General features: G+C 72.3%; 19 protein-coding genes and 1 pseudogene. 13 read left to right on the top strand and 7 right to left on the bottom strand.

From position 1 onward, the window contains the following. Positions 1–97: 97 nt before the first annotated feature. The 4 genes and pseudogenes from ACZ6MA_RS13175 to ACZ6MA_RS13190 all read right to left on the bottom strand — a co-directional run bounded on the left by ACZ6MA_RS13175 (position 98) and on the right by ACZ6MA_RS13190 (position 2,815). The gene (locus tag ACZ6MA_RS13175) at positions 98–811 is read right to left on the bottom strand and encodes a nuclear transport factor 2 family protein (RefSeq protein ID WP_469433418.1); all 714 of its coding nucleotides are present in this window, start codon (positions 809–811) and stop codon (positions 98–100) included. 86 nt (positions 812–897) lie between these two features. Continuing rightward, on the bottom strand, positions 898–1,596 hold the full coding sequence (locus tag ACZ6MA_RS13180; protein ID WP_469433419.1) for a helix-turn-helix transcriptional regulator: 699 nt from the start codon (positions 1,594–1,596) through the stop codon (positions 898–900). Positions 1,597–1,671: 75 nt separating this feature from the next. Continuing rightward, positions 1,672–2,330 (bottom strand): annotated as a pseudogene (locus tag ACZ6MA_RS13185) (IS5 family transposase); the annotation flags it as partial. A 53-nt stretch (positions 2,331–2,383) separates the two neighbouring features. Next, positions 2,384–2,815 carry a hypothetical protein gene (locus tag ACZ6MA_RS13190; protein WP_469433421.1) on the bottom strand — a complete coding sequence of 144 codons (432 nt, stop codon included), beginning with the start codon at positions 2,813–2,815 and terminating at the stop codon, positions 2,384–2,386. A 146-nt stretch (positions 2,816–2,961) separates the two neighbouring features. On the opposite strand from ACZ6MA_RS13190, the gene ACZ6MA_RS13195 reads away from it, so the two are divergent. The 3 genes from ACZ6MA_RS13195 to ACZ6MA_RS13205 all read left to right on the top strand — a co-directional run bounded on the left by ACZ6MA_RS13195 (position 2,962) and on the right by ACZ6MA_RS13205 (position 4,918). Next, positions 2,962–3,222 carry a GntR family transcriptional regulator gene (locus tag ACZ6MA_RS13195; RefSeq protein WP_469434085.1) on the top strand — a complete coding sequence of 87 codons (261 nt, stop codon included), beginning with the start codon at positions 2,962–2,964 and terminating at the stop codon, positions 3,220–3,222. A 587-nt stretch (positions 3,223–3,809) separates the two neighbouring features. Next, on the top strand, positions 3,810–4,187 hold the full coding sequence (locus ACZ6MA_RS13200; protein ID WP_469433423.1) for a beta/gamma crystallin domain-containing protein: 378 nt from the start codon (positions 3,810–3,812) through the stop codon (positions 4,185–4,187). Positions 4,188–4,480: 293 nt separating this feature from the next. Next, positions 4,481–4,918: an NUDIX domain-containing protein gene (locus tag ACZ6MA_RS13205; RefSeq protein ID WP_469433424.1), complete on the top strand. Its 438-nt coding sequence runs from the start codon at positions 4,481–4,483 to the stop codon at positions 4,916–4,918. Between the two features lie 201 nt (positions 4,919–5,119). Here ACZ6MA_RS13205 and thrS read toward each other — a convergent pair whose 3' ends face one another. Then, on the bottom strand, positions 5,120–6,394 hold the full coding sequence (gene thrS, locus ACZ6MA_RS13210) for a threonine--tRNA ligase (protein WP_469433425.1): 1,275 nt from the start codon (positions 6,392–6,394) through the stop codon (positions 5,120–5,122). A gap of 187 nt (positions 6,395–6,581) precedes the next feature. Between thrS and ACZ6MA_RS13215 the strand changes: the two genes are divergently transcribed. Beyond that, a complete protein-coding gene (locus ACZ6MA_RS13215) occupies positions 6,582–7,601 on the top strand; it encodes a hypothetical protein (protein WP_469433426.1) in 1,020 nt (339 codons plus the stop codon). Positions 7,602–7,618: 17 nt separating this feature from the next. After that, positions 7,619–7,975 (top strand): darcynin family protein, encoded by a 357-nt coding sequence (locus tag ACZ6MA_RS13220; RefSeq protein WP_469433428.1) that lies wholly within the window; start codon positions 7,619–7,621, stop codon positions 7,973–7,975. 83 nt (positions 7,976–8,058) lie between these two features. On the opposite strand, the gene serC is transcribed toward ACZ6MA_RS13220, so the two are convergent. Then, positions 8,059–9,177 carry a phosphoserine transaminase gene (gene serC / locus ACZ6MA_RS13225; RefSeq protein ID WP_469433429.1) on the bottom strand — a complete coding sequence of 373 codons (1,119 nt, stop codon included), beginning with the start codon at positions 9,175–9,177 and terminating at the stop codon, positions 8,059–8,061. Between the two features lie 195 nt (positions 9,178–9,372). On the opposite strand from serC, the gene ACZ6MA_RS13230 reads away from it, so the two are divergent. The 8 genes from ACZ6MA_RS13230 to ACZ6MA_RS13265 all read left to right on the top strand — a co-directional run bounded on the left by ACZ6MA_RS13230 (position 9,373) and on the right by ACZ6MA_RS13265 (position 21,282). Beyond that, positions 9,373–12,327 (top strand): FAD-binding and (Fe-S)-binding domain-containing protein, encoded by a 2,955-nt coding sequence (locus ACZ6MA_RS13230; protein ID WP_469433431.1) that lies wholly within the window; start codon positions 9,373–9,375, stop codon positions 12,325–12,327. 121 nt (positions 12,328–12,448) lie between these two features. Next, positions 12,449–13,258, top strand: a complete 810-nt coding sequence (locus ACZ6MA_RS13235) for a TIGR03084 family metal-binding protein (protein ID WP_469433433.1) — start codon at positions 12,449–12,451, stop codon at positions 13,256–13,258. Further along, positions 13,255–14,952 carry an acyclic terpene utilization AtuA family protein gene (locus tag ACZ6MA_RS13240; RefSeq protein WP_469433434.1) on the top strand — a complete coding sequence of 566 codons (1,698 nt, stop codon included), beginning with the start codon at positions 13,255–13,257 and terminating at the stop codon, positions 14,950–14,952. The genes ACZ6MA_RS13235 and ACZ6MA_RS13240 overlap by 4 nt, the downstream gene beginning before the upstream one ends. Next, positions 14,907–16,550 (top strand): acyl-CoA carboxylase subunit beta, encoded by a 1,644-nt coding sequence (locus ACZ6MA_RS13245; protein WP_469433436.1) that lies wholly within the window; start codon positions 14,907–14,909, stop codon positions 16,548–16,550. Before ACZ6MA_RS13240 ends, ACZ6MA_RS13245 begins: the two co-directional genes overlap by 46 nt. A 10-nt stretch (positions 16,551–16,560) precedes the next feature. Beyond that, entirely contained in the window at positions 16,561–18,786 is a 2,226-nt protein-coding gene (locus ACZ6MA_RS13250; protein ID WP_469433438.1) for an acetyl/propionyl/methylcrotonyl-CoA carboxylase subunit alpha, read from the top strand. Continuing rightward, positions 18,783–19,946, top strand: a complete 1,164-nt coding sequence (locus ACZ6MA_RS13255) for an acyl-CoA dehydrogenase family protein (RefSeq protein WP_469433439.1) — start codon at positions 18,783–18,785, stop codon at positions 19,944–19,946. Before ACZ6MA_RS13250 ends, ACZ6MA_RS13255 begins: the two co-directional genes overlap by 4 nt. Before the next feature lie 17 nt (positions 19,947–19,963). After that, on the top strand, positions 19,964–20,704 hold the full coding sequence (locus ACZ6MA_RS13260) for an enoyl-CoA hydratase family protein (protein ID WP_469433441.1): 741 nt from the start codon (positions 19,964–19,966) through the stop codon (positions 20,702–20,704). Next, on the top strand, positions 20,692–21,282 hold the full coding sequence (locus ACZ6MA_RS13265; RefSeq protein ID WP_469433443.1) for a TetR/AcrR family transcriptional regulator: 591 nt from the start codon (positions 20,692–20,694) through the stop codon (positions 21,280–21,282). Before ACZ6MA_RS13260 ends, ACZ6MA_RS13265 begins: the two co-directional genes overlap by 13 nt. 63 nt (positions 21,283–21,345) lie before the next feature. Here ACZ6MA_RS13265 and ACZ6MA_RS13270 read toward each other — a convergent pair whose 3' ends face one another. After that, positions 21,346–22,446, bottom strand: coding sequence for a citrate synthase 2 (locus ACZ6MA_RS13270; protein WP_469433445.1), 1,101 nt, complete (start codon positions 22,444–22,446; stop codon positions 21,346–21,348). Between the last annotated feature and the right edge of the window lie 402 nt (positions 22,447–22,848).

Consider the following 22,848-nt stretch of genomic DNA (forward strand, 5'->3'; position numbering starts at 1 on the left):
GAACACCATCGTGCACACGACATGCGAGTCGGCCTGAAGGCTTCCGTACCCTCGAGCGGGCGACACCAGAGCATCCGGAAACGAACTTAACGCCCACTCAGTACCGGAACGGACGAGCCCCCGTCAGTGACCACGCGCGCGCGAACCGGCCCGCGCGCACCGTCAGGAGGTCGACTCCGCCGACGGAGGTGCCGTCCACGCTGGTTTCGGCCGTCCAGAGGAGCGCCACATGCCCCCGCGTGGGGTCGACGATGGGCCGCCGGTGGATCGTGAAGGCCGGTAGGTCATCGGTTTGGGCCTGTCGCTTGATCAGGTCGGCGAGCCCGGAGGGGCCGTGCGCGTCGCCGACCGGGTCAGCCCCCGAGAACAGGTCGAAGTCGTCAGTCACCACGTCCAGGGCCGGTTCGACCCGGCCGTTGCGAAGCTGCATCCAGCGGTGGCACAGCTCCTCGATCGCGGCAGGGCCGGTCGTCTCAGCTGCCTCGGGTCCTGGATCGGACTGCGCACAATGCCGCTCTGCCACGAACGTCCAGTTCTCGTGGATGCGGTCGCCCTTGAGAATGTTGACGTCGATGCCGGTCAGTACCTGACCGTCGGCCATCCTGACGTCCCACAGGTAGGCGAACCGGTCACCGGCGTCGACGCATACCCTCGGGCTGAAGATGTTCACATGCCGTGCGCGGTAGGCGGCAATGAACCGTTCCTGCTGGTGCGGGCCGATCACGGTGTCCAGGCCGGCGCTGCGATTCGACCACTGCACGCAATCGTCGGACATCAGGTCGTACGCCAGGGAGGGGTCCTCGTTCCACATACGGCACCACATGGTCATGCGCTTCTCGTTGTCCATGACGAACAGCCTGGCAACCGCTCGCGACACCGCTGTGTCGGTGATTGAGGTCACCACGCGAACGGTTCGGCGTCCAGGCGCTTCAGCTCGGCCTGCCAGTGCGGCTCCCGGGACACCACCCGCTCGCCCGACAGCTCCAGCGAACTGATCCGGTCGAGCTGGAAGCCTCGGATTGCTGACCGCAGTCGGCACCACGCCGCCAGATACCAGCCACTCGGCCCCCACAACAGCCCCAACGGCTCGACGTCGCGCGTTGTCACCGCGCCGGCTCGGTCGGCGTAGGTGAGGTGCAAGACGCGTCCGGAGACCATGGCCTCGACGATGACCTCGCTCAACACACCGTTCACGCTGGGCGTGTGGTCCCCGACCCGGTACACCTGCCGGGTGAGCGCTTCCTCCCGATGTCGCACGTCGGCGGGGAGCACCGCCAGCACCTTCTGACTGGCGCACCGTGCGGCGGCCGCAAACGGAGTGGACGCCGCCGTCCGAAGCGCGACACTGATGGCGAGGGCCTCCGCGGTGCTGAGCGTCATGGGCGGTAGCGTGCGCTCCCGGTCCAGGCTGTATCCCCCGGCCCGACCGGCGTTGCTGCGGATCGGCAGGCCCGACTGCCGCAACGCCTCAAGATCCCGTTCAACAGTGCGCACGCTGACCTCGAAGCGCTGTGCCAGCCACCTGGCGCTGCGTGGCCGCGGCGACACTGCTCGAAGTTCCTCAACCAGGGCGTACAAGCGATCGGTGCGATTCACCACCCCAGCCTAGGCTTTGAACTTCTCGGTGGGTTTCGCGCTGACGTCCGATGGGGTGTGTCCACTGAACGGTCAAATGGTGTGCTTGATCTGCCGACGCCGCAGGTATCGGCGGTTCCGGCGGGTGAGTATGCCTTGTCGCCACCCAGGTGATCAGGGCGCGTGCGCGGGTGACCACCGGCCGGATGCGGGACACTGATGCGTTCAAGGACAGGGATCAGTCGCGGGGCGTCACCCCACCGGCCGGGTGTGATGACGAACGCGAGCGGCCACCGGCCGCCTTCACCGGCCAGATGGATCTTGCAGGTCAGCCCGCCACGGTAGCGGCCCGGGGCCTCATCCGAACGATGGTGAGCAGGCTGGCTCCGCCGTCCGGGGATACGTACCGCGCCAGTGCGGGCGCCCGCAGCATGCTGATGGGCACGACAGGACGTCGAGTCCGCACTGACCATCCTCCAGTCGATCCGGCCTTCCGCGTCGGCGTCGGCCTCGACGGCCCGAAGGATCCTCTCCCACGTGCCGTCCGCCGACCACCTTCGGTGCCTGTCGTGCACCGTCTTCCACTTCCCGAACCGCGCTGGCAGATCACGCCCCGGAACACCGGTCCGCCGCCGGAAGAGAATGCCATTGATCACCCTGCGATGGCTCTTCCAACGACCGCCACGTCCCACGTTCTTCGGCAAGTGCGGCTCAAGCCGAGCCCACTCCCGATCCGACAGATCACCCCGCCCCACACCAGTCGGCACGATGCGACTGCCGACCCGGCCACGCGACCATCGGACAGGCCCTAGTGGGGTCGGCTCGCTTGTGCAGCGTCCGCTGCCAGGAGGTTCAGCCGCTCGACGGAGTTGGCGGCTCGGACGCTGCACGCCTTCCAGGTGTAGTCGTTCGGATGCTCGACGCGGATCATCCCGTCGGCGGCCACGGCCCGCACCCGGCCCATGCCGCCGGTGACGGTGTCGACGACCATGCTCCCGAGCGCGAAACCGGACTCGGGCGGCACGTGGCGGGGCGCCGTGGGGCGGGGCCTGATGTCGAAACCGTGGGCACTCACCCATAGGCCGACCTCGCCGCCGCCGGTCAGAGTGCCGTCGAGGCTGGGCGGGATTCTCGGCTCGGAAGGGGCGGTGGGCGGTGCGATGCCCGGGTCCTGGGCGGGAGTGGCGGGCTGGAACAGAGCCCTCGCCCGGGCCAGGAGGCGGGAGATAGAGTTCTTCACGTCATCAGCTCCTTGGAGGCTGGTGGCCATGCCCCCGGATCGGTCGCACGGTCGCGGGGGTCTTTCGCGCATCACCCTAGCCCTGCCTAGACCCCCCTGTCCATGCCTATTCAAGGACAGTAGTGTCTATGTTCGGTTGGATACAGATGCATACAGTCCTGCACGTGATTGAGTACGACCCGACGCGCCCCAAGTGGATACAGATTGCCGACGTGATCCGAGAGCGCATCGCGACCGGCGAATACCCGCCGCGCCAGCTCATCTCCGAGGTGCGCATGGAGCAGGAATTCGACGTCGCGCGAGGAACCGTCCGGAAGGTCACGGCCGCCCTTCGCGAGGAGGGGCTGATCGTCACCACCCCCGGCATGGGGTCGTTCGTCGCCGCGCGGCCGGATTCGGGCAACTGACCCGACTGACCGACAACGGCGACAGGCCCCGCCGGTCGAGCAGTTCTTCAAACGGAGTGGACCGGACGGCTCCACCGTCGTCTGCAAGGTGCGGCGCACGCCAACCACCTTCATGTATCGGCCATTCAACTAACTCTTCGCTGGCCGGTTTGCCGGTGCTCGCCGAGGCGCAAGGGGGAGTGGAGGCAGCGGCCGGCGGTCCCTGCGGAGACCTCCTCGACGCCGGTTGTTCATCAGACCCGCCGATAGCGCCCGGAAACGTGATGCCACTCACATATAACCCTTGATTTCGCCCTCGTGTGCCACGGAGTGCCACCGCCCTCCTGTGGGGCGGGGGCGGGGAGAAGCGGAAAGGCGTTGAGTCGCAGACGTCCGAAAGGCGAGGGGCGGCCTTTCCCGGTCTCGGAGAGCTGGCCAATTCCATTGCGACGCTCTTTCGGGTCGATTGAGTGTCCGGTATTGGCGGGCGACCGTTTGTGTGGACATGCCAATGGCATGAGAAGTTGGCCGGGAAAGGTGCTTTCGGGGAGCTTGTGGCGTGTGCGACGGTGAGGACTCCTGCACCGCAAGGAGATAAGGGAGAGAGAATGAAGCTTCTCGTGGGACGTTCCCTAGGTGTCGCCGCCGCGGCTGTTGCCGCGCTGGCCGCCACCGCCCTGCCCGCCGTTGCAGCATCCGACGCGACAGCCCGCGCCCAGATTAACCGCACGAACTGCAACCAGAGGGACTACCTCGAAATACACAACAACAACGGCCGCGACACGCTCTGCTTCGCCAACGCCGGGGAAACGGGTGTCGCCATTTACGGCGTCAACTGGGTCGAGTCGGGGAACAACACCGTCACCTTCCAGTTCCAGCGCAATGAGAGCGACCCGAGGCTCGAGACCGTCACCATGAACAAGTGGGGTCAGTGGCACCCGGGTCAGCCTTACATCCACAAGATCATCTGGATCAAGATTCACTGATACCGACGACTTGCTGCCGGTGATTTGACACCAGCGATATAACGCAAGCGATGTGCCGTCGGTGGTTTGCCGGGTTGTGAAAGGGGGTGCCCTTCGGGGCACCCCCTTTTCTCGCACCGAATCCCGGCGGGGAACCCTCCACACGACGCTGCGGCCACTGCTGGAACGCGGCCTGGAAGCCGGCGAACGGTTCGACCCCTCCCGCATGCAGGCCCTGATGGCAGCCGCCTGGTTTTCGGATCAGACGGTGAATGCTGCCGTATGACGAACCCTCACGTCACTACGGTGTCGGGATGCACTCCGACACCGCCACCGCCGAGGGCCCGACCACCGCCCGCGGGGCCGTCGCGATCATCGCCAACCGCAGGGGCGAAGTGCTGATGCACCTGCGCGACGACCTCCCCGCCATCGCCTGGCCCGCTCACTGGAGCCTCCTCGGCGGGGGCACCGACCCGGGCGAGAGCCAGGCCGAGACGATCGTCCGCGAACTCGAAGAGGAAGCCGGCCTCACGGCTCTAAACCTGACCGAGCTGTTCGAGGTCCGCGACGAGGACGGCTCAGGCCAGCTCATCACCTTCTTCGCCGCCACCTGGGACGGCGACGAGAAGACCCTCCCCCTGGCCGAGGGCGTCAAGCTCCGGTTCTTCGCCCCCGAACGCCTCCAGCTCCTAACGATCCCGCCGTTCATCCGGGACGGGATCACCCGCTATCTGGCCGCCCGGCCCGCCTGACACCCCGCCCTTCCGGACGGGGGCAACAGGGGGTGGACCCTGGCGGCCCCACCCCCTCCCTTTGGGAAGGACGAGTTCATGAAGCTCACCGTATGCGGCTGGGTTCAGCCACAACCAGCCCGTCCGGCGCTTGAGGACACCGCCGCGCAGCGGGGGTGAGGGCGACGCGGCCCTCGGGCCCGCGAGGGCAGAGCCACCCGCCTACGCGGCAGCCGCAGCCGCGTCCCCCTCCCACAGTCCCCCGCCGCGTGCCGCGATCACCGCGCCCATGCGGGCCAGCGCCTCCGGTTCCGGCATGGCCTCCAGGCGGCGGCCGTCGCGCAGGCGCAGTGCGACCTGGGCGGCGGTGGCTTCCCGGGCGCCGATCACCGCCTGGTACGGGACGAGCCGGGCGGCGCGAACGCGGGCGCCGAGGGTGCCGTGTTCCGGGCCCGAGATTTCCGCGCGCAGGCCCGCCTCGACGCAGCGGCGTACAAAGGCGGCGGCCTGCGGGGTCTCCGCTTCGGAGACCGGGAGGACGACCAGCTGGGTGGGGGCCAGCCAGGCGGGGAAGGCGCCGCCGTACTGTTCGATGAGGTGGGCCACGGCCCGCTCGATGCTGCCGATGATGCTGCGGTGGACCATGACCGGCCGGTGTTTCGCGCCGTCCGGGCCGATGTAGTGCAGATCGAACCGCTCGGGCTGGTGGAAGTCGATCTGGACGGTGGACAGGGTGAATTCACGGCCCGCGCTGTCGGTGAGCTGGACGTCGATCTTCGGGCCGTAGAACGCCGCCTCCCCTTCGGCGGTCTCGTAGGGGACGCCGGACGCGTCGAGGACCTCGGTCAGCAGGGCGGTGGCACGCTGCCACATCCCGGGATCCGCCACGTACTTGCCGCCCGCGCCGGGAAGGGAGAGCCGGTAGCGGGTGGGGCGGATGCCGAGGGCGTCGTAGGCCCGGCGGATCAGCTCCAGGGACGCGCGCGCCTCGTCGGCCACCTGGTCGGGGGTGCAGAAGACGTGCCCGTCGTTCAGCTGGATGGCGCGGACGCGGGTCAGTCCGCCGAGGACGCCGGAGAGTTCGGAGCGGTACATGCCGCCCAGCTCGGCGAACCGGAGCGGCAGTTCGCGGTAGCTGTGGGCGCGGGAGCGGTAGATCAGGGCGTGGTGGGGGCACAGGCTCGGACGGAGGACGACCTGCTCGCCGCCGAGGTCCATCGGGGGGAACATGTCGTCGCGGTAGTGCGCCCAGTGGCCGGAGACCTCGTACAACTCCCGTTTGGCCAGGGCGGGGGAGTACACGTGCCGGTAGCCCGCGCGGCGCTCGGCGTCGCGGATGTACTCCTCCAGCGCGTGCCGCACGGCCGCGCCGTCGGGCAGCCAGTACGGCAGGCCCGCGCCCATCAGCGGGTCGGTGTCGAAGAAGTCCAGCTCGCGGCCGAGCTTGCGGTGGTCGTGCATCGTGATCTCCTCACGGGGGGTGAGGCGAGTGACCACACGGCGAAGCCCCGGGGCACTCGCCCCGGGGCTTCGGACAAAGACAGCTGTCAGCGCGCCGGGACACTCTCCGGCGTCGTCGTCATGCACATAGCAGCGCGCTTCATGCCGGGAACTGTAACGGACGCGTCCACCGACGCGCGATCATTTTTTTCGGACCCGCCGCGCGTAATGGCAGGCTTGGGCCATGCGTCCGCTCCTGTGTGCCCCCGGAATCGCCGCGCTGACCGCGCTCGCCGCACTCACCGTGCTGCCCGCCGCCACGCCCGCCGTGGCCGACGGCGGGACGCCCTCCGCGTTCACCATCGAGGACCCCAAGATCAAGGAGTCGAGCGGTCTCGCCGCGAGCCGTACGCACCCGGGGGTGTACTGGACGCACAACGACAGCGACGACGGCCCGTACGTCTACGCCGTCGACAGCCGCACGGGCCGCACGGTCGCGACCGTCACGCTCTCCGGTATCGACCCCCGTGACGTGGAGGCCATTTCGATCGGCCCCGACGGGAACGTCTACGTGGGGGACATCGGCGACAACCTCGGGGGCACGTGGCCCAAGGTGTGGATCTACCGGTTCGCCGAGCCGAAGGAACTCAAGGACGTCACCGTCACCCCGGTCCGGTACACGGTCCAGTACGAGGGCGGGCCGCGCGACGCCGAGTCGCTGATGGTGCACCCCAAGACCGGGCGGGTCTACATCGCGAGCAAGCACCGGTCCGGCGGCGGGCTCTACGCCGGGCCCGAGAAGCTGTCCGCCTCCGGCACCAACGTCTTCCGGCGCGTCGCCGACCTCCAACTGTGGGCCACGGACGGGGCGTTCTCCCCGGACGGCACGCGGCTCGTGGTGCGCGGTTACTTCGACGCCCGCGCGTACCGGTGGGAGGACGGTCGCCCCAAGGAGATCGGCCGGCCGAACGTGCCCCTGCAACGGCAGGGCGAGTCCGTCACGTTCACCCCGGACGGCCGGACGCTGATGTACGGCACGGAGGGCGTCCGCAGCCAGGTCTCGCCCGTCCCGCTGGAGGGCGAGCTGCTGCCCGAGCACGCCGCGAAGGCGCCCTCCGACGACAAGAGCGGCGGTCAAGGGCAGAACGGCGCCCAGGGGGGTGGCGGTGACGACCGCAACCGCAACCTCGCCCTCGGCGCCGGTACCTTCGCCGTCGCGACGCTGCTGGTCCTGGGGCTGCGGCGGCTGTTCCGTCGGCGGTGACCGGCACAATGGCGGGCATGAGTACCACCCAGCCGCAGCCGCGGTTCACCATATTCGTCCACCTCACGGCCCTGCCCGCGTGGCTCGCGCTGGAGCGCCGTGAGCGCCAGCAGTTGATCGCCGATCACGTGCAGCCCCTGCTGGAGCGGCACGACGCCGTCCAGGTCCGGTGGTTCGACGCAGAGGCGTGGGCCGCCGCCCCGTCGGACGTCCTCGTCGCGACGACCGACGACCTGACCGCGTGGTCGGACCTGTTCGAGGGCCTTCGCGACAGCCCGCTGTGGAGCGTGCCCTACTTCCGGGTGGAGCTGGTGCTGCCGACCGTGGAGGACGGCTTCGCCGACTACGAGCGCCGGACCGGGCAGCGCGACTGAGCCCCGGGCCGAAGCCGGCACCCCCTCCATGACGCCGGACGGGCCGGGCGGGGCCGGACTCGGCCCCGCCCGCCACCAACGCGCTACAGGCGCTCGATCACATAGTCGACGCAGGCGGTCAGCGCCTCGACGTCCGCCGGGTCGATCGCCGGGAACATCGCCACGCGCAGCTGGTTGCGGCCGAGCTTGCGGTACGGCTCGGTGTCGACGATGCCGTTGGCGCGCAGCACCTTGGCGATCGCCGCCGCGTCGACGTCGTCGGAGAAGTCGATCGTGCCGATGACGGCCGAACGCTTCGCCGGGTCGGTGACGAACGGGTTCGCGTGCTTGGACGCCTCGGCCCAGCCGTAGAGGGCGCGCGCCGACGTCGCCGTGCGGCGTACCGCGAAGTCCAGGCCGCCCTGGCCGTTGAGCCATTCGAGCTGCTCGTTGAGCAGGAAGAGCGTCGAGAGGGCCGGGGTGTTGTACGTCTGGTTCTTGAGGGAGTTGTCGATCGCGGTCGGCAGCGAGAAGAACTCCGGGATATGCCGGCCGGACGCGTGGACGCGGGCCGCGCGCTCCAGGGCCGCCGGGGAGAACGCCGCCAGCCACAGTCCGCCGTCGGAGGCGAAGGACTTCTGCGGGGCGAAGTAGTAGACGTCGCTCTCGGTGATGTCCACGGGCAGACCGCCCGCGCCGGACGTCGCGTCCACCAGGACGAGCGCGCCCTCGTCGGCGCCCGCGACGCGCTCGATCGGCGCGGCGACACCGGTGGAGGTCTCGTTGTGGGTGAGGGCGTAGACGTCGACGCCCGCCTCGGCCACCGGCTCGGGGTGCGTGCCCGGCTCGGAGGAGATCACGGTCGGCTCGGCCAGCCACGGGGCGAGCTTCGCGGCCTTGGCGAACTTCGACGAGAACTCGCCGAAGGTGAGGTGCTGCGACTTGGCCTCGATGAGCCCGTGCGTCGCGATGTCCCAGAAGGCGGTGGAGCCGCCGTTGCCGAGGATCACCTCGTAGCCCTCGGGGAGGGAGAAGAGGTCCCGGACGCCGTCGCGCACCTTGCCGACCAGGTTCTTGACCGGGGCCTGGCGGTGGGACGTGCCGAGAAGAGAGGTTCCGGTGGCAGCCAGGGCGCCGAGCGCCTCCGTACGCACCTTGGACGGGCCCGCGCCGAAGCGACCGTCGGCGGGCTTGATGTCAGCGGGGATCTGGATATCAGCCACGTGGGCAGCCTAATCCGTCCCGGCGCGCCGCACGGGAGGCTGTCCGCCGGATGAGACGCAGGTAACGGACGGGAGGGAAGTGGCGGACGGGCGTCCGGTCCCGGGTCCGGGTGTTCCCCCGGGGCGCCGGTGCGCCCCGCCGGATGCCGGTGTTCTTTCCCGGGTGGCGGCGGCCCCTTCGGGCAGGCTGGATCCATGGCTGATCACGATGGACTGCCGGCCGCGCTCCGCGCCACCGTCCGGGGTGACGTCGACTTCGGCGCCGCCGCCCGCGCGTTGACGACCATGGACGCCTCGAACTACCGCCGCGTACCGCTGGGCGTCGTCGCCCCGAAGGACGCCGACGACGTCGCCGCCGCGCTCGCCGTGTGCCGCGAGCGCGGGGTGCCGGTGGTGGCGCGCGGCGGCGGGACGTCGATCGCCGGGCAGGCCACCGGCGTGGGGGTGGTGCTCGACTTCACCCGGCACATGAACGCGATCGTCCGGATCGATCCGGAGGCCCGTACGGCCGTCGTGCGGCCCGGTGTGGTCCTCGACGAGCTGCGGACGGCGGCGGCCGCGCACGGGCTGACGTTCGGGCCCGACCCCTCCACGCACGCCCGCTGCACGCTCGGCGGAATGATCGGCAACAACGCGTGCGGCGCCCACTCCGTGGCGTGGGGGACCACCGCCGACAACGTGCGCGCCCTCGACGTCCTCACCTACGACGGGGAACGGGCCCGGCTCGGGCAGGGCTGGGACGGTCTGCCGCCACGGCTCGCGGACGGCCTGCGGGCCCTGGTGGACGGGGAGTTGGCACGGCTGCGCACCGGCTTCCCCGAGCTGCCCCGGCGGATCTCGGGATACGCCCTGGACGCGCTGCTGCCCGAGCGGCGCACCGACGTGGCGCGGGCCTTCACCGGCAGCGAGGGCACGCTCGGGGTGCTGACGGAAGCGACGCTGCGCCTCGTGGAGACGCCCGGCGCCAGGGCCCTGGCGGTGCTGGCGTACGCCGACGAGAGCGGCGCGGCGGACGCGGCGCCGCTGCTGCTGCCGCACGGGCCGCTGACCGTCGAGGGCATGGCCGCCGACCTGGTGGGCGACGTCCCGGGGCTGCCCGAGGGCGGCGCGTGGCTGTTCGTCGAGGTCGGCGGGGCGACGCCCGGCGAGGCGGCGGCGCGGGCCGCCGCACTGGGCCGGGTGGCGGTCGCGGACGGCGCGGCCGGGCACACCGTCGTCACCGATCCGGGCGGACAGCGGGCCCTGTGGCGGGTCCGGGAGGAGGCCGCCGGCACCGCGACCCGGATGCCCGACGGCAGCGAGGCATGGCCGGGCTGGGAGGACTGCGCGGTGCCACCGGCCCGGCTCGGCGCGTATCTGCGGGACTTCCGCGCCCTGCTGGCCCAGCACGGGCTGCGTGGCGCGCCCTACGGGCACTTCGGCGACGGCTGCGTGCACGTACGGATCGACTTCGACCTGCTGGGCGCGGCGGGGGTGCGCCGCTTCCGGGAGTTCTCCGGTGACCTGGCCGATCTGGTCGTCGCGCACGGCGGCTCGCTCTCGGGCGAGCACGGGGACGGGCAGGCGCGGGCGGCACTGCTGCCCCGGATGTACGGGCCGGAGCTGGTGGCCCTCTTCGAGCGCGTCAAGGACCTGTGGGACCCGGCGGGCGGCCTCAACCCCGGCATCCTCGCCCGCCCGCACCGCCTGGACGAGAACCTGCGCTTCTCGGTACTGCCGAGGCGGCCGGTGCCGGTGGAGTTCGGCTACCCGCGCGACGGCGGCGACTTCACGGCGGCCGTGCGGCGGTGCGTGGGGGTGGCCAAGTGCCGGGACACGGCCGTGGGCCCGGGGGCCGGCGTGATGTGCCCGTCGTACCGCGTGACGCGCGAGGAGCGGCACTCCACGCGCGGGCGCGCGCGACTGCTGTACGAAATGCTCGCGGGCGGGCGGGGCGGGGTGGTCACGGACGGCTGGCGTTCGACGGAGGTGCGGGAGGCGCTCGACCTGTGCCTGGCGTGCAAGGGGTGCCGTGGTGACTGCCCGGTGGAGGTGGACATGGCCACGTACAAGGCGGAGTTCCTCCACCACCACTACGCGGGCCGGCTCCGCCCCGCCGCGCACTACGCCATGGGATGGCTGCCGGTGTGGCTGCGGGTCGCGGGGGCCGCCCGGATCGCCCCGGTCGTCAACGCGGCATTTGGTGTGGGCCCGGTGGCTGCTCTCGCCAAGCGGATCGGGGGGATCGCGGCGGAACGGGCGCTCCCGGAGCTCGCCCCGGAACCCTTCACCCGCTGGTGGCGGGCGCGGAGCGCGGCGGCGGAGGCCGGGGGCGCGGGCGGGCGGCGCGGCCCGGCCGGGGCCGGGGCCGGGGTCGGGGCCGGGGAGCGTGCGCACCGCCCTCGCGCGGTGTCCGCCGGTCCGGCCCCCGCACGCGAGCGCACCGTCGTCCTGTGGCCCGACACCTTCACCAATCACCTGTCCCCGGCCGTCGGCCGGTCGGCCGTGGCCGTGCTGGAGGCCGCCGGGCTGCGCGTCGTCGTGCCGCCGAAGGCGGTGTGCTGCGGGCTGACGTGGGTCTCGACCGGGCAACTGGGCCGCGCCCGGGCCGTCATGCGCGGGATGCTCGACGTCATGGCACCCGCCCTCGCCGCCGGGCTGCCCGTCGTCGGCCTGGAGCCGAGCTGTACGGCCGCACTCCGCACCGACCTGCCGGAACTGCTGCCCGACGATCCGCGCGCGGCACGCCTCGCCTCGGCCGTGCGGACCTTCGCCCAGGTGATCGAGGAACGCGCCCCCGCCTGGGAGCCCCCGCGTCTCGACCGGCCCGTGGTCGGCCAGACGCACTGCCATCAGCACGCCGTCCTGGGTGACGCGGCCGAGCATCGCCTTCGCGAGCGCGCCGGGCTGACCGGCGCGTTGAGCGGCGGCTGCTGCGGTCTCGCCGGGAACTTCGGCTTCGAGCGGGGGCACTACGACGTGTCGGTCGCCTGCGCGGAGGAGCGGCTGCTGCCCTCGGTGCGGGAAGCGCCCGAAGGGGCGGAGGTGCTGGCGGACGGGTTCTCCTGCCGCACCCAGCTCGACCAGCTCGCCGGGCGGCGCGGGCGGCATCTCGCCGAGGTCCTCGCGGAGGCGCTCGGTGCGCCCGGCGGTGAGGACGGCCGAAAATAATGCAAGCACGCTTGCTTGTTTCCCGGTCCCCTGCCACGCTCACGACGGGCGTGACGACAGGGCTGATGCTTCGTCAACTCGCCTTGTCCATGAGGAGTTGACCCTTCGAGGGGAGCGCGGCGTGGCCGACCCGGCGGATGTACTCGCGGACGTACTCGCGGACCTGCGGGCGGAAGGCGCGGAGCTGGACGCACTGGTGGGAGAGCTGACCGCCGAGGGCTGGCAGCGGACGACCCCCGCCCCGGGGTGGACCGTCGCCCACCAGATCGCGCACCTGGCGTGGACCGACGAGCGGGCCATGCGGTCCGCCACCGACCCCGAGGGCTTCGCCCGCGAGGCCGAGGAGGCCCTCGCGGCACCGGAGACCTTCGTCGACGAGGCCGCGCGGGCCGGGGCCCAGGCGCCGCCCGGCGAGCTGCTGGCACGCTGGCGCGCCGGGCGCGTGGAGCTGGCCGCAACGCTGGCGGCGATGCCGAAGGCGGTCAGAATGCCCTGGTACGGGACGGCCATGAGCCCCGCCTCCATGGCCACCGGCCGGCTGATGGAGACCTGGGCGCACGGCCAGGACGTCGCCGACGCGCTGGGCGTCCACCGCGCGGGAACGGACCGGCTGCGGCACGTGGCGCGGATGGGGGTCCGGGCCCGGGACCACGCGTACGCGGTGCGCGGACTCCCCGCGCCCACGGAGGCGTTCCGGGTCGAACTCCTCGCCCCCGACGGACGCACCCGGTGGACGTTCGGGCCGGACGACGCGGCCCAGCGCGTCACCGGCCCCGCCCTGGACTTCTGTCTGCTGGCCACCCGGCGCGCCCACCGCGCCGACCTCGCCCTTCGGGTCACCGGACCCGACGCGGACCGCTGGCTGGACATCGTCCAGGCCTTCGCCGGCCCGCCGGGCCCCGGCCGCGCCCCCGGGGAGGCGGCCCGGTGACCCCGCCGCCCCCGCTGCGCATCGGCAACGCCTCCGGCTTCTACGGCGACCGCTTCGACGCCCTGCGCGAGATGCTGACCGGCGGCCCCCTCGACGTACTGACCGGTGACTACCTCGCCGAACTCACCCTGCTCATCCTCGGCCGCGACCGGCTGAAGGACCCCGGCCTCGGATACGCCAAGACCTTCCTCGCCCAGCTGGAGGAAGGGCTCCAACTGGCCGCCGACCGGAACGTCAAGATCGTCACCAACGCGGGCGGGCTCAACCCCGCCGCCCTCGCCCGGCGGATCGAGGAGCTGGCCCGGCGGATCGGCGTGCCCGTCCGGGTCGCGCACGTCACCGGGGACGACCTGCTGGAGGCGCGCCCGTGGGACCAGGGCGTCCTCACCGCCAACGCCTACCTGGGCGGCGCGGGGATCGCCGCGTGTCTGCGGGCCGGCGCCGACGTCGTCGTGACCGGCCGGGTCACCGACGCGGCACTGGTCACCGGGCCCGCCACCGCGCACTTCGGGTGGACCGCCGCCGACCTCGACCCCCTCGCGGGCGCGGTCGTCGCCGGACACGTCCTCGAATGCGGCGCACAGGCCACCGGCGGCAACTACTCCTTCTTCCGCGAGCACGACGTGCGCCACCCCGGCTTCCCCCTCGCCGAGATCCACGCCGACGGCTCGGCCGTCATCACCAAACACCCCGGCAGCGGCGGTGCCGTCACCGTCGGCACGGTCACCGCGCAACTGCTGTACGAGACGGCGGGCCCCCGCTACCCCGGGCCCGATGTGACGGCCCGGCTGGACACGGCCCGGCTGACCCCCGACGGCCCGGACCGGGTGCGGATCTCGGGGGTGCGCGGCGAGGCCCCCCCGCCCACGCTCAAGGTCGGCCTCACCCGGATCGGCGGCTTCCGCAACGAGGTGGTGTTCGTCCTGACCGGCCTCGACATCGAGGCCAAGGCGGCCCTGGTGCGCGACCAGTTCGAGGCCGTCTTCGCGACGTCCCGCCCGGCCGAGGTCCGGTGGACCCTCGCCCGGACGGACCGGGCCGACGCGCCGGTCCAGGAGGAGGCGAGCGCGCTGCTGCGGCTCGTCGTGCGCGACCGGGACCCCGAGGCCGTGGGCCGGGCCGTCAGCGCCGCCGCCGTCGAACTGGCCCTCTCCGGCTACCCCGGCTTCCACCTCACCGCCCCGCCCGGCAAGGGCGCGCCCTACGGCGTCTTCGAGGCCGCGTACGTGGACCCCGGCGAGGTGCCGCACACCGCCGTCCTCCCGGACGGCACGTGCGTCCCCGTGCTGCCGCCGTCCCCGGCCGCCGTGCCGGTCGCGCTTCCCGCCGAGGAGCCGCTCCCCGCCCCGCTCCCCGCCGGCCCCACCCGCCGTGTCCCCCTCGGGCTCATCGCCGGGGCCCGCAGCGGGGACAAGGGCGGCAGCGCGAACGTCGGCGTGTGGGTCCGCACCGAGGCCGCCTGGCGGTGGCTCGCCCACGAGCTGACCGTGGCGCGGTTCGCCGAACTCCTGCCGGAGGTAGGCGGGTTCGCCGTCGAACGGCATCTCCTGCCGAACCTCCGCGCGCTCAACTTCACCGTCTACGGGCTGCTCGGCGACGGCGTCGCCTCCCAGGCGCGCTTCGACCCGCAGGCCAAAGCGGTGGGCGAATGGCTGCGCTCCCGCCATCTGGAGATACCGGAGGTGCTGCTGTGACCCTGCTGGCGTCCGGGCTCGATCCGACGAGCCCCGAGTACACGGCCAACCGCGAAGCGATGCTCGCCAAACTGGCCGAGCTGGACACCGCGCACGCCCAGGCCGTCGCCGGTGGCGGCGAGAAGTACACCGCCCGGCACCGCGCACGCGGCAAACTCCTCGCCCGCGAACGCGTCGAACTGCTCCTCGACCCCGACACGCCCTTCCTCGAACTGTCCCCCCTCGCGGCCTGGGGCAGCGACTACACCGTCGGTGCCTCCCTCGTCACCGGCATCGGCGTCGTCGAGGGCGTCGAGTGCCTCATCACGGCCAACGACCCGACCGTACGCGGCGGCGCCAGCAACCCCTGGACCCTCAAGAAGGCCCTGCGCGCCAACGAGATCGCCTACGCCAACCGGCTCCCGTGCGTCAGCCTCGTGGAGTCCGGCGGCGCGGACCTGCCCAGCCAGAAGGAGATCTTCATCCCCGGCGGGGCGCTCTTCCGGGACCTGACCCGGCTCTCCGCCGCCGGCATCCCGACCGTCGCCGTGGTCTTCGGGAACTCCACGGCGGGCGGCGCGTACGTCCCCGGCATGTCCGACCACGTGATCATGGTGAAGGACCGGGCGAAGGTCTTCCTCGGCGGACCCCCGCTGGTGAAGATGGCCACCGGCGAGGAATCCGACGACGAATCGCTCGGCGGCGCGGACATGCACGCCCGCGTCTCGGGCCTCGCCGACCACTTCGCCGTCGACGAGCCGGACGCGCTGCGCCAGGCACGGCGGGTGGTGGCACGCCTGAACCGGCACAAGGCGCACCCTGACGCGGTCTCTTTCGCCGAGCCTCCCAGGTATGACGAGGACGAGCTGCTCGGCATCGTGCCCGGCGACTTGAAGGTGCCCTTCGACCCCCGCGAGGTCGTCGCCCGGATCGTCGACGGCTCGGACTTCGACGAGTTCAAGCCCCTGTACGGGGCCAGCCTGACGACCGGATGGGCCCGGCTGCACGGCTACCCCATCGGCGTGCTGGCCAACGCCCAAGGTGTCCTCTTCAGCGCGGAGTCGCAGAAGGCCGCGCAGTTCATCCAGCTCGCCAACCAGCGGGACATCCCGCTGGTCTTCCTCCACAACACCACCGGCTACATGGTCGGCCGTGACTACGAACAAGGCGGCATCATCAAGCACGGCGCGATGATGATCAACGCGGTGTCGAACTCGCGCGTGCCGCACCTGTCCGTCCTCATGGGCGCCTCCTACGGGGCCGGGCACTACGGGATGTGCGGGCGGGCCTACGACCCGCGCTTCCTCTTCGCGTGGCCCAGCGCCAAGTCCGCCGTCATGGGCCCCCAGCAGCTCGCCGGAGTGCTGTCGATCGTCGCCCGCGCGTCCGCTGCCGCGAAGGGGCAGCCGTACGACGAGGAGGCCGACGCCGGGCTGCGGGCCGTGGTCGAGGCGCAGATCGAGTCGGAGTCGCTGCCCCTGTTCCTGTCCGGGCGGCTGTACGACGACGGCGTCATCGACCCGCGCGACACGCGGACCGTGCTGGGGCTGTGCCTGTCCGCGATCCACACGGCGCCCGTCGAGGGCGCGCGCGGTGGCTTCGGCGTCTTCCGGATGTGAGGTCGTGACCGTGATCCGCTCAGTGCTGGTCGCCAACCGTGGCGAGATCGCCCGCCGCGTCTTCCGTACCTGCCGGTCGCTCGGCATCGGCACGGTCGCCGTGTACTCCGACGCCGACGAATCCGCCGCGCACGTGTGGGAGGCGGACGCCGCCGTGCGACTGCCGGGGTCGGCGGCGGCCGATACGTATCTGCGGGGCGACCTCGTCGTGGCGGCCGCGCGCGCGGCGGGCGCGGACGCCGTCCACCCGGGGTACGGCTTCCTCTCCGAGGACGCCGGGTTCGCGCGGGCCGTGACCGACGCCGGGCTGGTGTGGATCGGGCCGCCGCCGTCGGCTATCTCGGCCATGGCGTCCAAGACGCGGGCGAAGGCGCTGATGGCGGCGGCGGGGGTGCCGCTGCTGTCGTCCCTGGAGCCGGCCTCGGTCGCCGCCGCCGATCTGCCGGTGCTGGTCAAGGCCTCCTTCGGCGGCGGGGGGCGGGGGATGCGGGTCGTTCGTGACCTTCCCGACCTGCCCGGCGAGTTGACCTCCGCCCGCGCCGAGGCCGCCGCCGCCTTCGGGGACGCGTCGGTGTTCGTCGAGCCGTACGTGGAGGGCGGGCGGCATGTGGAGGTACAGATCCTCGCCGACGCGCACGGGACGGTGTGGACGTTGGGTACGCGTGACTGCTCGCTTCAACGCCGGCACCAGAAGGTGGTGGAGGAGGCGCCCGCGCCTGGGCTGCCGGAAGGGCTGCGGGAGACGTTGAGTTCGGCCGCTGTGGCGGCGGCCTCGGCGGTCGACTACCGGGGGGCCGGGACGGTCGAGTTCCTGGTGTCGCCGGGTGGGCGGGCGTTCTTTCTGGAGATGAACACGCGGCTGCAGGTGGAGCATCCGGTGACCGAGTGCGTGTACGGGGTGGATCTGGTGGCGCTCCAGATCCGGGTCGCGGAGGGGGCGGCGCTGGGCGCGCCGCCTTCCCCGGTGGGACACGCGGTGTCCGCCCGGCTGTACGCGGAGGATCCGGCGCGGTCGTGGCGGCCTTGGGCGGGTGTGGTGCACCGGCTGTCGGTGGGGGCCGGTGCGTGGGGGGTCCGGCGCCGGGGCCTCCGGGGCGGGGGTCCGGGATCGTATATTTACGGGCCCGGAACCCGGAATCCCTTGGTCGCCCCGAACTTGGGCCCGCAAATACACGGCAGCATCCCGGACCCCCACCCCTGCGACCCCGTCACCTCCCGTGACCTCTCGGCTGCTGGTGGCGCGGAGCACCGCTTGGACGGCCCGGTCGATCGCCTGGGCCTTTCCTCGGCCGTCAGCGCCCCCAGTCTGCGTGTTGATTCCGGTGTCGAGGACGGTGACGTCGTCGGTGTTCATTACGACCCCATGCTCGCCAAGGTCATCGCTTGGGCTCCCACGCGGGACGAAGCTGTTCGGCGGCTCGCCTACGAGCTGGAGCACGCCCGTATCCATGGGCCCGTGACCAACCGCTCGCTGCTCGTACGGTCCCTCCGGCACCCGGAGTTCCTCGCGGGGGCGATGGACACCGGCTTCTATGATCGGTATCTCGACGAGCTGACCTGTGCCGACGAGGGTGGCGCGCTGCGGCTCGCCGCTCTGGCCGCTGCCCTTGCCGACGCTGCCGCGCGGCGCGTGGGGGCCCTGGGGGGCCAACCCCCGGATGCCCAGGGCGGGCGGGTGGGAGAAACATCCGTACCGCACCGCATCGGCGGCTGGCGCAACATTCCCTCCCAGCCGCAGGTCAAGCGCTACCGCGTCGGCGATGACGAGGTCGAGGTCCGCTATCGGCTGGGGCGTGGCGGGCTCTTCGCCGAGGGGTTCGACGACGTCCGGCTGGTGTCCGCCGCTCCCGAGTGCGTCGTTCTCGACGTGGGCGGGGTCCGGCGGGACTTCGAGGTGGCCCGCTACCCCAGCGGGAGCGTCTACGTGGATTCCGCCTCCCTCGGCTCCTTCGCCTTCACCGCCCTGCCCCGTTTCCCCGACCCCACCACCCGTACCGAGCCCGGTTCGTTGCTCGCCCCCATGCCCGGCACCGTCACCCGGGTCGCGCCGGGCCTTTGCGTGGGGGAGTCCGTACGGGCCGGGCAGCCGTTGCTGTGGCTGGAGGCGATGAAGATGGAACACCGCGTCGTCGCGCCAGCCGACGGCACGCTCACCGCTCTGCACGCCGTCCCCGGCCGTCAGGTCGAGGTCGGAGCCCTGCTCGCCGTCGTCACCACCCGGGAGACCACGTCATGAGTCATGCCATCGTCGAGACCGAGCAAGACCGTGATCTGCGCTCCGCCGTCGCCGGGCTGGGCGCTCGCTACGGGCGGGAGTACTTTGCCTCCGTCGTACGCGACGGCAAACACACCGACGAGCTGTGGGCGGAGGCCGGCAAGCTCGGTTACCTCGGGGTGAACCTGCCCGAGGAGTACGGCGGGGGAGGCGGCGGCGTCACCGAACTCGCCATCGTGCTGGAGGAGTTGGGTGCCGCCGGGTGCCCCCTGCTGATGATGGTCGTCTCGCCCGCCATCTGCGGCACGGTCATCGCCCGTTTCGGCACGGACGCGCAGAAACGCGCCTGGCTGCCGGGGCTCGCGGCCGGTACGACGAAGATGGCCTTCGGGATCACCGAGCCGGACGCCGGGTCCAACTCCCACCGGCTGACCACGACGGCGCGCAGGGATGGCGACGACTGGATCCTCACCGGCCGCAAGGTCTTCGTTTCCGGTGTGGACATCGCTGACGCGACCCTCATCGTCGGGCGGACCGAGGATGCCCGGACGGGCACGCTCAAGCCCTGTCTGTTCATCGTGGGCCGTGACACGCCCGGGTTCTCCCGCCGCCGGATCGCCATGGAACTCGCCGCGCCGGAAAAGCAGTTCGAGCTGGTGCTGGACGGGGTGCGGCTGCCCGCCGACGCGCTCGTCGGTGACGAGGACGCGGGCCTGCTGCAACTCTTCGCCGGGCTCAACCCCGAGCGCGTCATGACCGCCGCCTTCGCGATCGGGATGGGCCGGTACGCCGTGACCAGGGCCGTCGACTACGCCCGCACCCGCGAGGTGTGGGACCGGCCGATCGGTGCCCACCAGGCCGTCGCGCACCCGCTGGCACAGGCGCACATCGCACTGGAACTGGCGCGGCTGATGACGCGGAAGGCCGCCGCGCTGTACGACGCGGGCGACGACGCCGGTGCGGGCGAGGCCGCCAACATGGCGAAGTACGCGGCCGCGGAAGCCGCCGTCCACGCCGTCGACCAGGCGGTGCACACCCTCGGTGGCAACGGGCTGACCTCGGAGTACGGGCTCGCCTCGCTGATCACCGCGGCCCGGGTGGCGCGGGTGGCGCCGGTCAGCCGCGAGATGATCCTCAACTACGTCTCGCACCGGACGCTGGGCCTGCCCAAGTCGTACTGAGGAAAGGTGGTTCGCGGATGTTGGTCCGCCGCTCCCACGAGCACGGCATCACCACCCTGACCCTGGATTCCCCGCACAACCGCAACGCGCTCTCCGCCCGGCTGGTGGCCGAACTCCACGACGGCCTTGCACGGGCCGGCCAGGACGCGGACACGCGTGCCGTACTGCTGACACACACCGGCAACACCTTCTGCGCGGGCGCCGACCTGAGCGAGGCCGGATCGGACGCGACGGCCCCGCTGGGGCTGGCCCGGCTGCTGCGCGCCGTCGTGGAACTGCCCAAGCCGGTCGTCGCCCGCGTCACCGGGCACGTACGGGCCGGCGGGCTCGGGCTGCTGGGGGCGTGCGACATCGCGGCGGCGGGAGCGGACGCGTCGTTCGCGTTCACCGAAGCGCGGCTGGGGCTGGCACCCGCCGTCATCTCGCTGCCGCTGCTGCCGCGCCTCGACGCGCGGGCCGCCTCCCGGTACTACCTGACGGGCGAGCGGTTCGACGCCGGGGAAGCGGCCCGGATCGGGCTGATCACCCTCGCCGGGGACCCGGACGAGACGCTCGCCCCCGTGCTCGACGGGCTGCGCCGGGCCTCGCCGCAAGGGCTCGCCGAGTCCAAGCGGCTGGTGACGGCGGACGTCCTGCGGGCCTTCGACCGCGACACGGAGGCGATGGCCGGACGGTCGGCGCGGCTGTTCGCGTCACCGGAGGCGCGGGAGGGAATGACGGCGTTCTTGGAGCGGCGGGACCCCGTATGGGCACGGTGAGCGCGCCCAAACAGGACCGCAGCCGGGCCACCCGGCGGCGGCTGCTGGAGGCGGCCATCGCGTGCCTGGCGGAGTTCGGCTGGGCGGGGTCGACGGTGGCGGTGGTCGCCGAACGGGCCGGGGTGTCACGCGGCGCGGCCCAGCACCACTTCCCCACCCGGGAGGACCTGTTCACGGCGGCGGTGGAGTACGTCGCGGAGGAGCGGTCGGCGGCGCTGCGGGCGCTGATGCCACGCGGCGGCCCGGACCGCACCCGGGCGGTGGTCGCCGCGCTGGTGGGCCTCTACACCGGCCCGCTGTTCCGCGCGGCGCTGCAACTGTGGGCGGCGGCCGCGCACGAGGAGCAGCTGCGGCCCCGGGTGACGGACCTGGAGGCCCGCGTCGGGCGGGAGTCGCACCGGATGGCGGTGGACCTCCTGGGGGCCGACGAAGCCCGCCCGGGGGTGCGCGAGACCGTGCAGGGCCTGCTGGACATGGCACGCGGACTGGGGCTCGCGAACCTGCTGACCGACGACTCCGCCCGGCGGGAACGCGTGGTGGAGCAGTGGGCGCGGATCCTGGACGGAGTGCTGCGCTGACGGCCCCGCGAAACGGCACGCGGCCCGCCCCCGGGAGGGAGCGGGCCGTACGGGCGGCGCCGGTCAGCGCGCGATGTCGTCGTAACCCTCGACGTCGCGCGGGTCGCGCGTCCCCGGCCCCACATAGCGGGCCGACGGCCGGACCAGGCGGCCCGTGCGCTTCTGCTCCAGGATGTGGGCGCTCCAGCCCGCCGTACGGGCGCAGGTGAACATCGACGTGAACATGTGCGCCGGGACCTCCGCGAAGTCCAGGACGATGGCCGCCCAGAACTCGACGTTCGTGGCCAGGACCCGGTCCGGGCGGCGGTTGTGCAGCTCCTCCAGGGCGGCCTTCTCCAGGGCCTCCGCGACCTCGAAGCGCGGCGCGGCCAGCTCCTTCGCCGTGCGGCGCAGAACGCGGGCGCGGGGGTCCTCGGCGCGGTAGACGCGGTGCCCGAAGCCCATGAGGCGCTCGCCGCGGTCCAGGGCCTGCTTGACGTAGGCCGTCGCGTCGCCCGTGCGTTCGATCTCCTCGATCATGCCGAGGACCCGGGACGGCGCGCCGCCGTGCAGCGGGCCGGACATCGCGCCGACCGCGCCCGACAGGGCCGCCGCCACGTCCGCGCCCGTCGAGGCGATGACGCGGGCGGTGAACGTGGAGGCGTTCATGCCGTGCTCCGCGGCGGAGGTCCAGTAGGCGTCGACGGCCTTGACGTGCTTGGGATCCGGCTCGCCGCGCCAGCGCTTCATGAAGCGCTCGACGACGGTCTCCGCCTTGTCGATCTCCTTCTGCGGCACCATCGGCAGCCCCTGGCCGCGCGCCGACTGGGCGACGTACGACAGCGCCATCACCGCGGCCCGCGCCAGATTGTCCCGGGCCGTGGCCTCGTCGATGTCGAGGAGCGGCTTCAGGCCCCAGACGGGGGCGAGCATCGCCAGCGCCGACTGGACGTCGACCCGGATGTCACCGGAGTGGACGGGGATCGGGAACGGCTCGGCGGGCGGCAGCCCGGGGTTGAACGCGCCGTCGACCAGCAGGCCCCAGACGTTCCCGAAGGACACCTGGCCCACCAAGTCCTCGATGTCGACGCCTCGGTAGCGCAGCGAGCCGCCTTCCTTGTCGGGTTCGGCGATCTCCGTCTCGAACGCGACGACTCCCTCGAGCCCGGGTACGAAGTCGGACATCAGGCGGCTCCTCGTGATGTGTGACAAGCGGCTGCCGGCCACGGTGGTGGCCGTTGACTGCTGCTACGGCTGCTGTTGGCGGCCCCGAAGCGGTTACGCGGCTGCGCGGCGCGGCTCGCGGTCCGATTCGGTCAACCCGGTCATGCCCCGTGCGGCTGTTCCTCACCCGGCTCGACGCCCGGTTCTCCGCCCGGTACCCGCCCGGCCGGCGCACCGGGCTTCGGTGGGAAGCCGGGTCCGCCCAGGCCGGACACGATAGCCGGTGGTGCGTGGCTGCCACAGCTTCCCGCTCAGTGATTTTGGTGGGTTCACCGGACGCGGGGAAGGGTGATGTCCGGCACAGTGCGCCTTTCGCCCGCGGCGGGGTTACGGGGCCCCCGCACGGGGGAGGATGAGCGGCTC

This window comes from Streptomyces sp. NPDC042259 (genome assembly GCF_055582085.1).

Excerpts from the sequence above, each read along its gene's own strand:
- ACZ6MA_RS13175 (WP_469433418.1), bottom strand. The coding sequence starts at position 811 with ATGTGGAACGAGGACCCCTCCCTGGCGTACGACCTGATGTCCGACGAT.
- ACZ6MA_RS13230 (WP_469433431.1), top strand. The coding sequence starts at position 9,373 with ATGGCTGATCACGATGGACTGCCGGCCGCGCTCCGCGCCACCGTCCGG.
- ACZ6MA_RS13205 (WP_469433424.1), top strand. The coding sequence starts at position 4,481 with ATGCACTCCGACACCGCCACCGCCGAGGGCCCGACCACCGCCCGCGGG.
- ACZ6MA_RS13245 (WP_469433436.1), top strand. The coding sequence starts at position 14,907 with ATGGCTGCGCTCCCGCCATCTGGAGATACCGGAGGTGCTGCTGTGACC.
- ACZ6MA_RS13265 (WP_469433443.1), top strand. The coding sequence starts at position 20,692 with ATGGGCACGGTGAGCGCGCCCAAACAGGACCGCAGCCGGGCCACCCGG.
- ACZ6MA_RS13220 (WP_469433428.1), top strand. The coding sequence starts at position 7,619 with ATGAGTACCACCCAGCCGCAGCCGCGGTTCACCATATTCGTCCACCTC.
- ACZ6MA_RS13195 (WP_469434085.1), top strand. The coding sequence starts at position 2,962 with ATGCATACAGTCCTGCACGTGATTGAGTACGACCCGACGCGCCCCAAG.
- ACZ6MA_RS13200 (WP_469433423.1), top strand. The coding sequence starts at position 3,810 with ATGAAGCTTCTCGTGGGACGTTCCCTAGGTGTCGCCGCCGCGGCTGTT.
- ACZ6MA_RS13255 (WP_469433439.1), top strand. The coding sequence starts at position 18,783 with ATGAGTCATGCCATCGTCGAGACCGAGCAAGACCGTGATCTGCGCTCC.
- ACZ6MA_RS13215 (WP_469433426.1), top strand. The coding sequence starts at position 6,582 with ATGCGTCCGCTCCTGTGTGCCCCCGGAATCGCCGCGCTGACCGCGCTC.
- ACZ6MA_RS13260 (WP_469433441.1), top strand. The coding sequence starts at position 19,964 with ATGTTGGTCCGCCGCTCCCACGAGCACGGCATCACCACCCTGACCCTG.
- ACZ6MA_RS13270 (WP_469433445.1), bottom strand. The coding sequence starts at position 22,446 with ATGTCCGACTTCGTACCCGGGCTCGAGGGAGTCGTCGCGTTCGAGACG.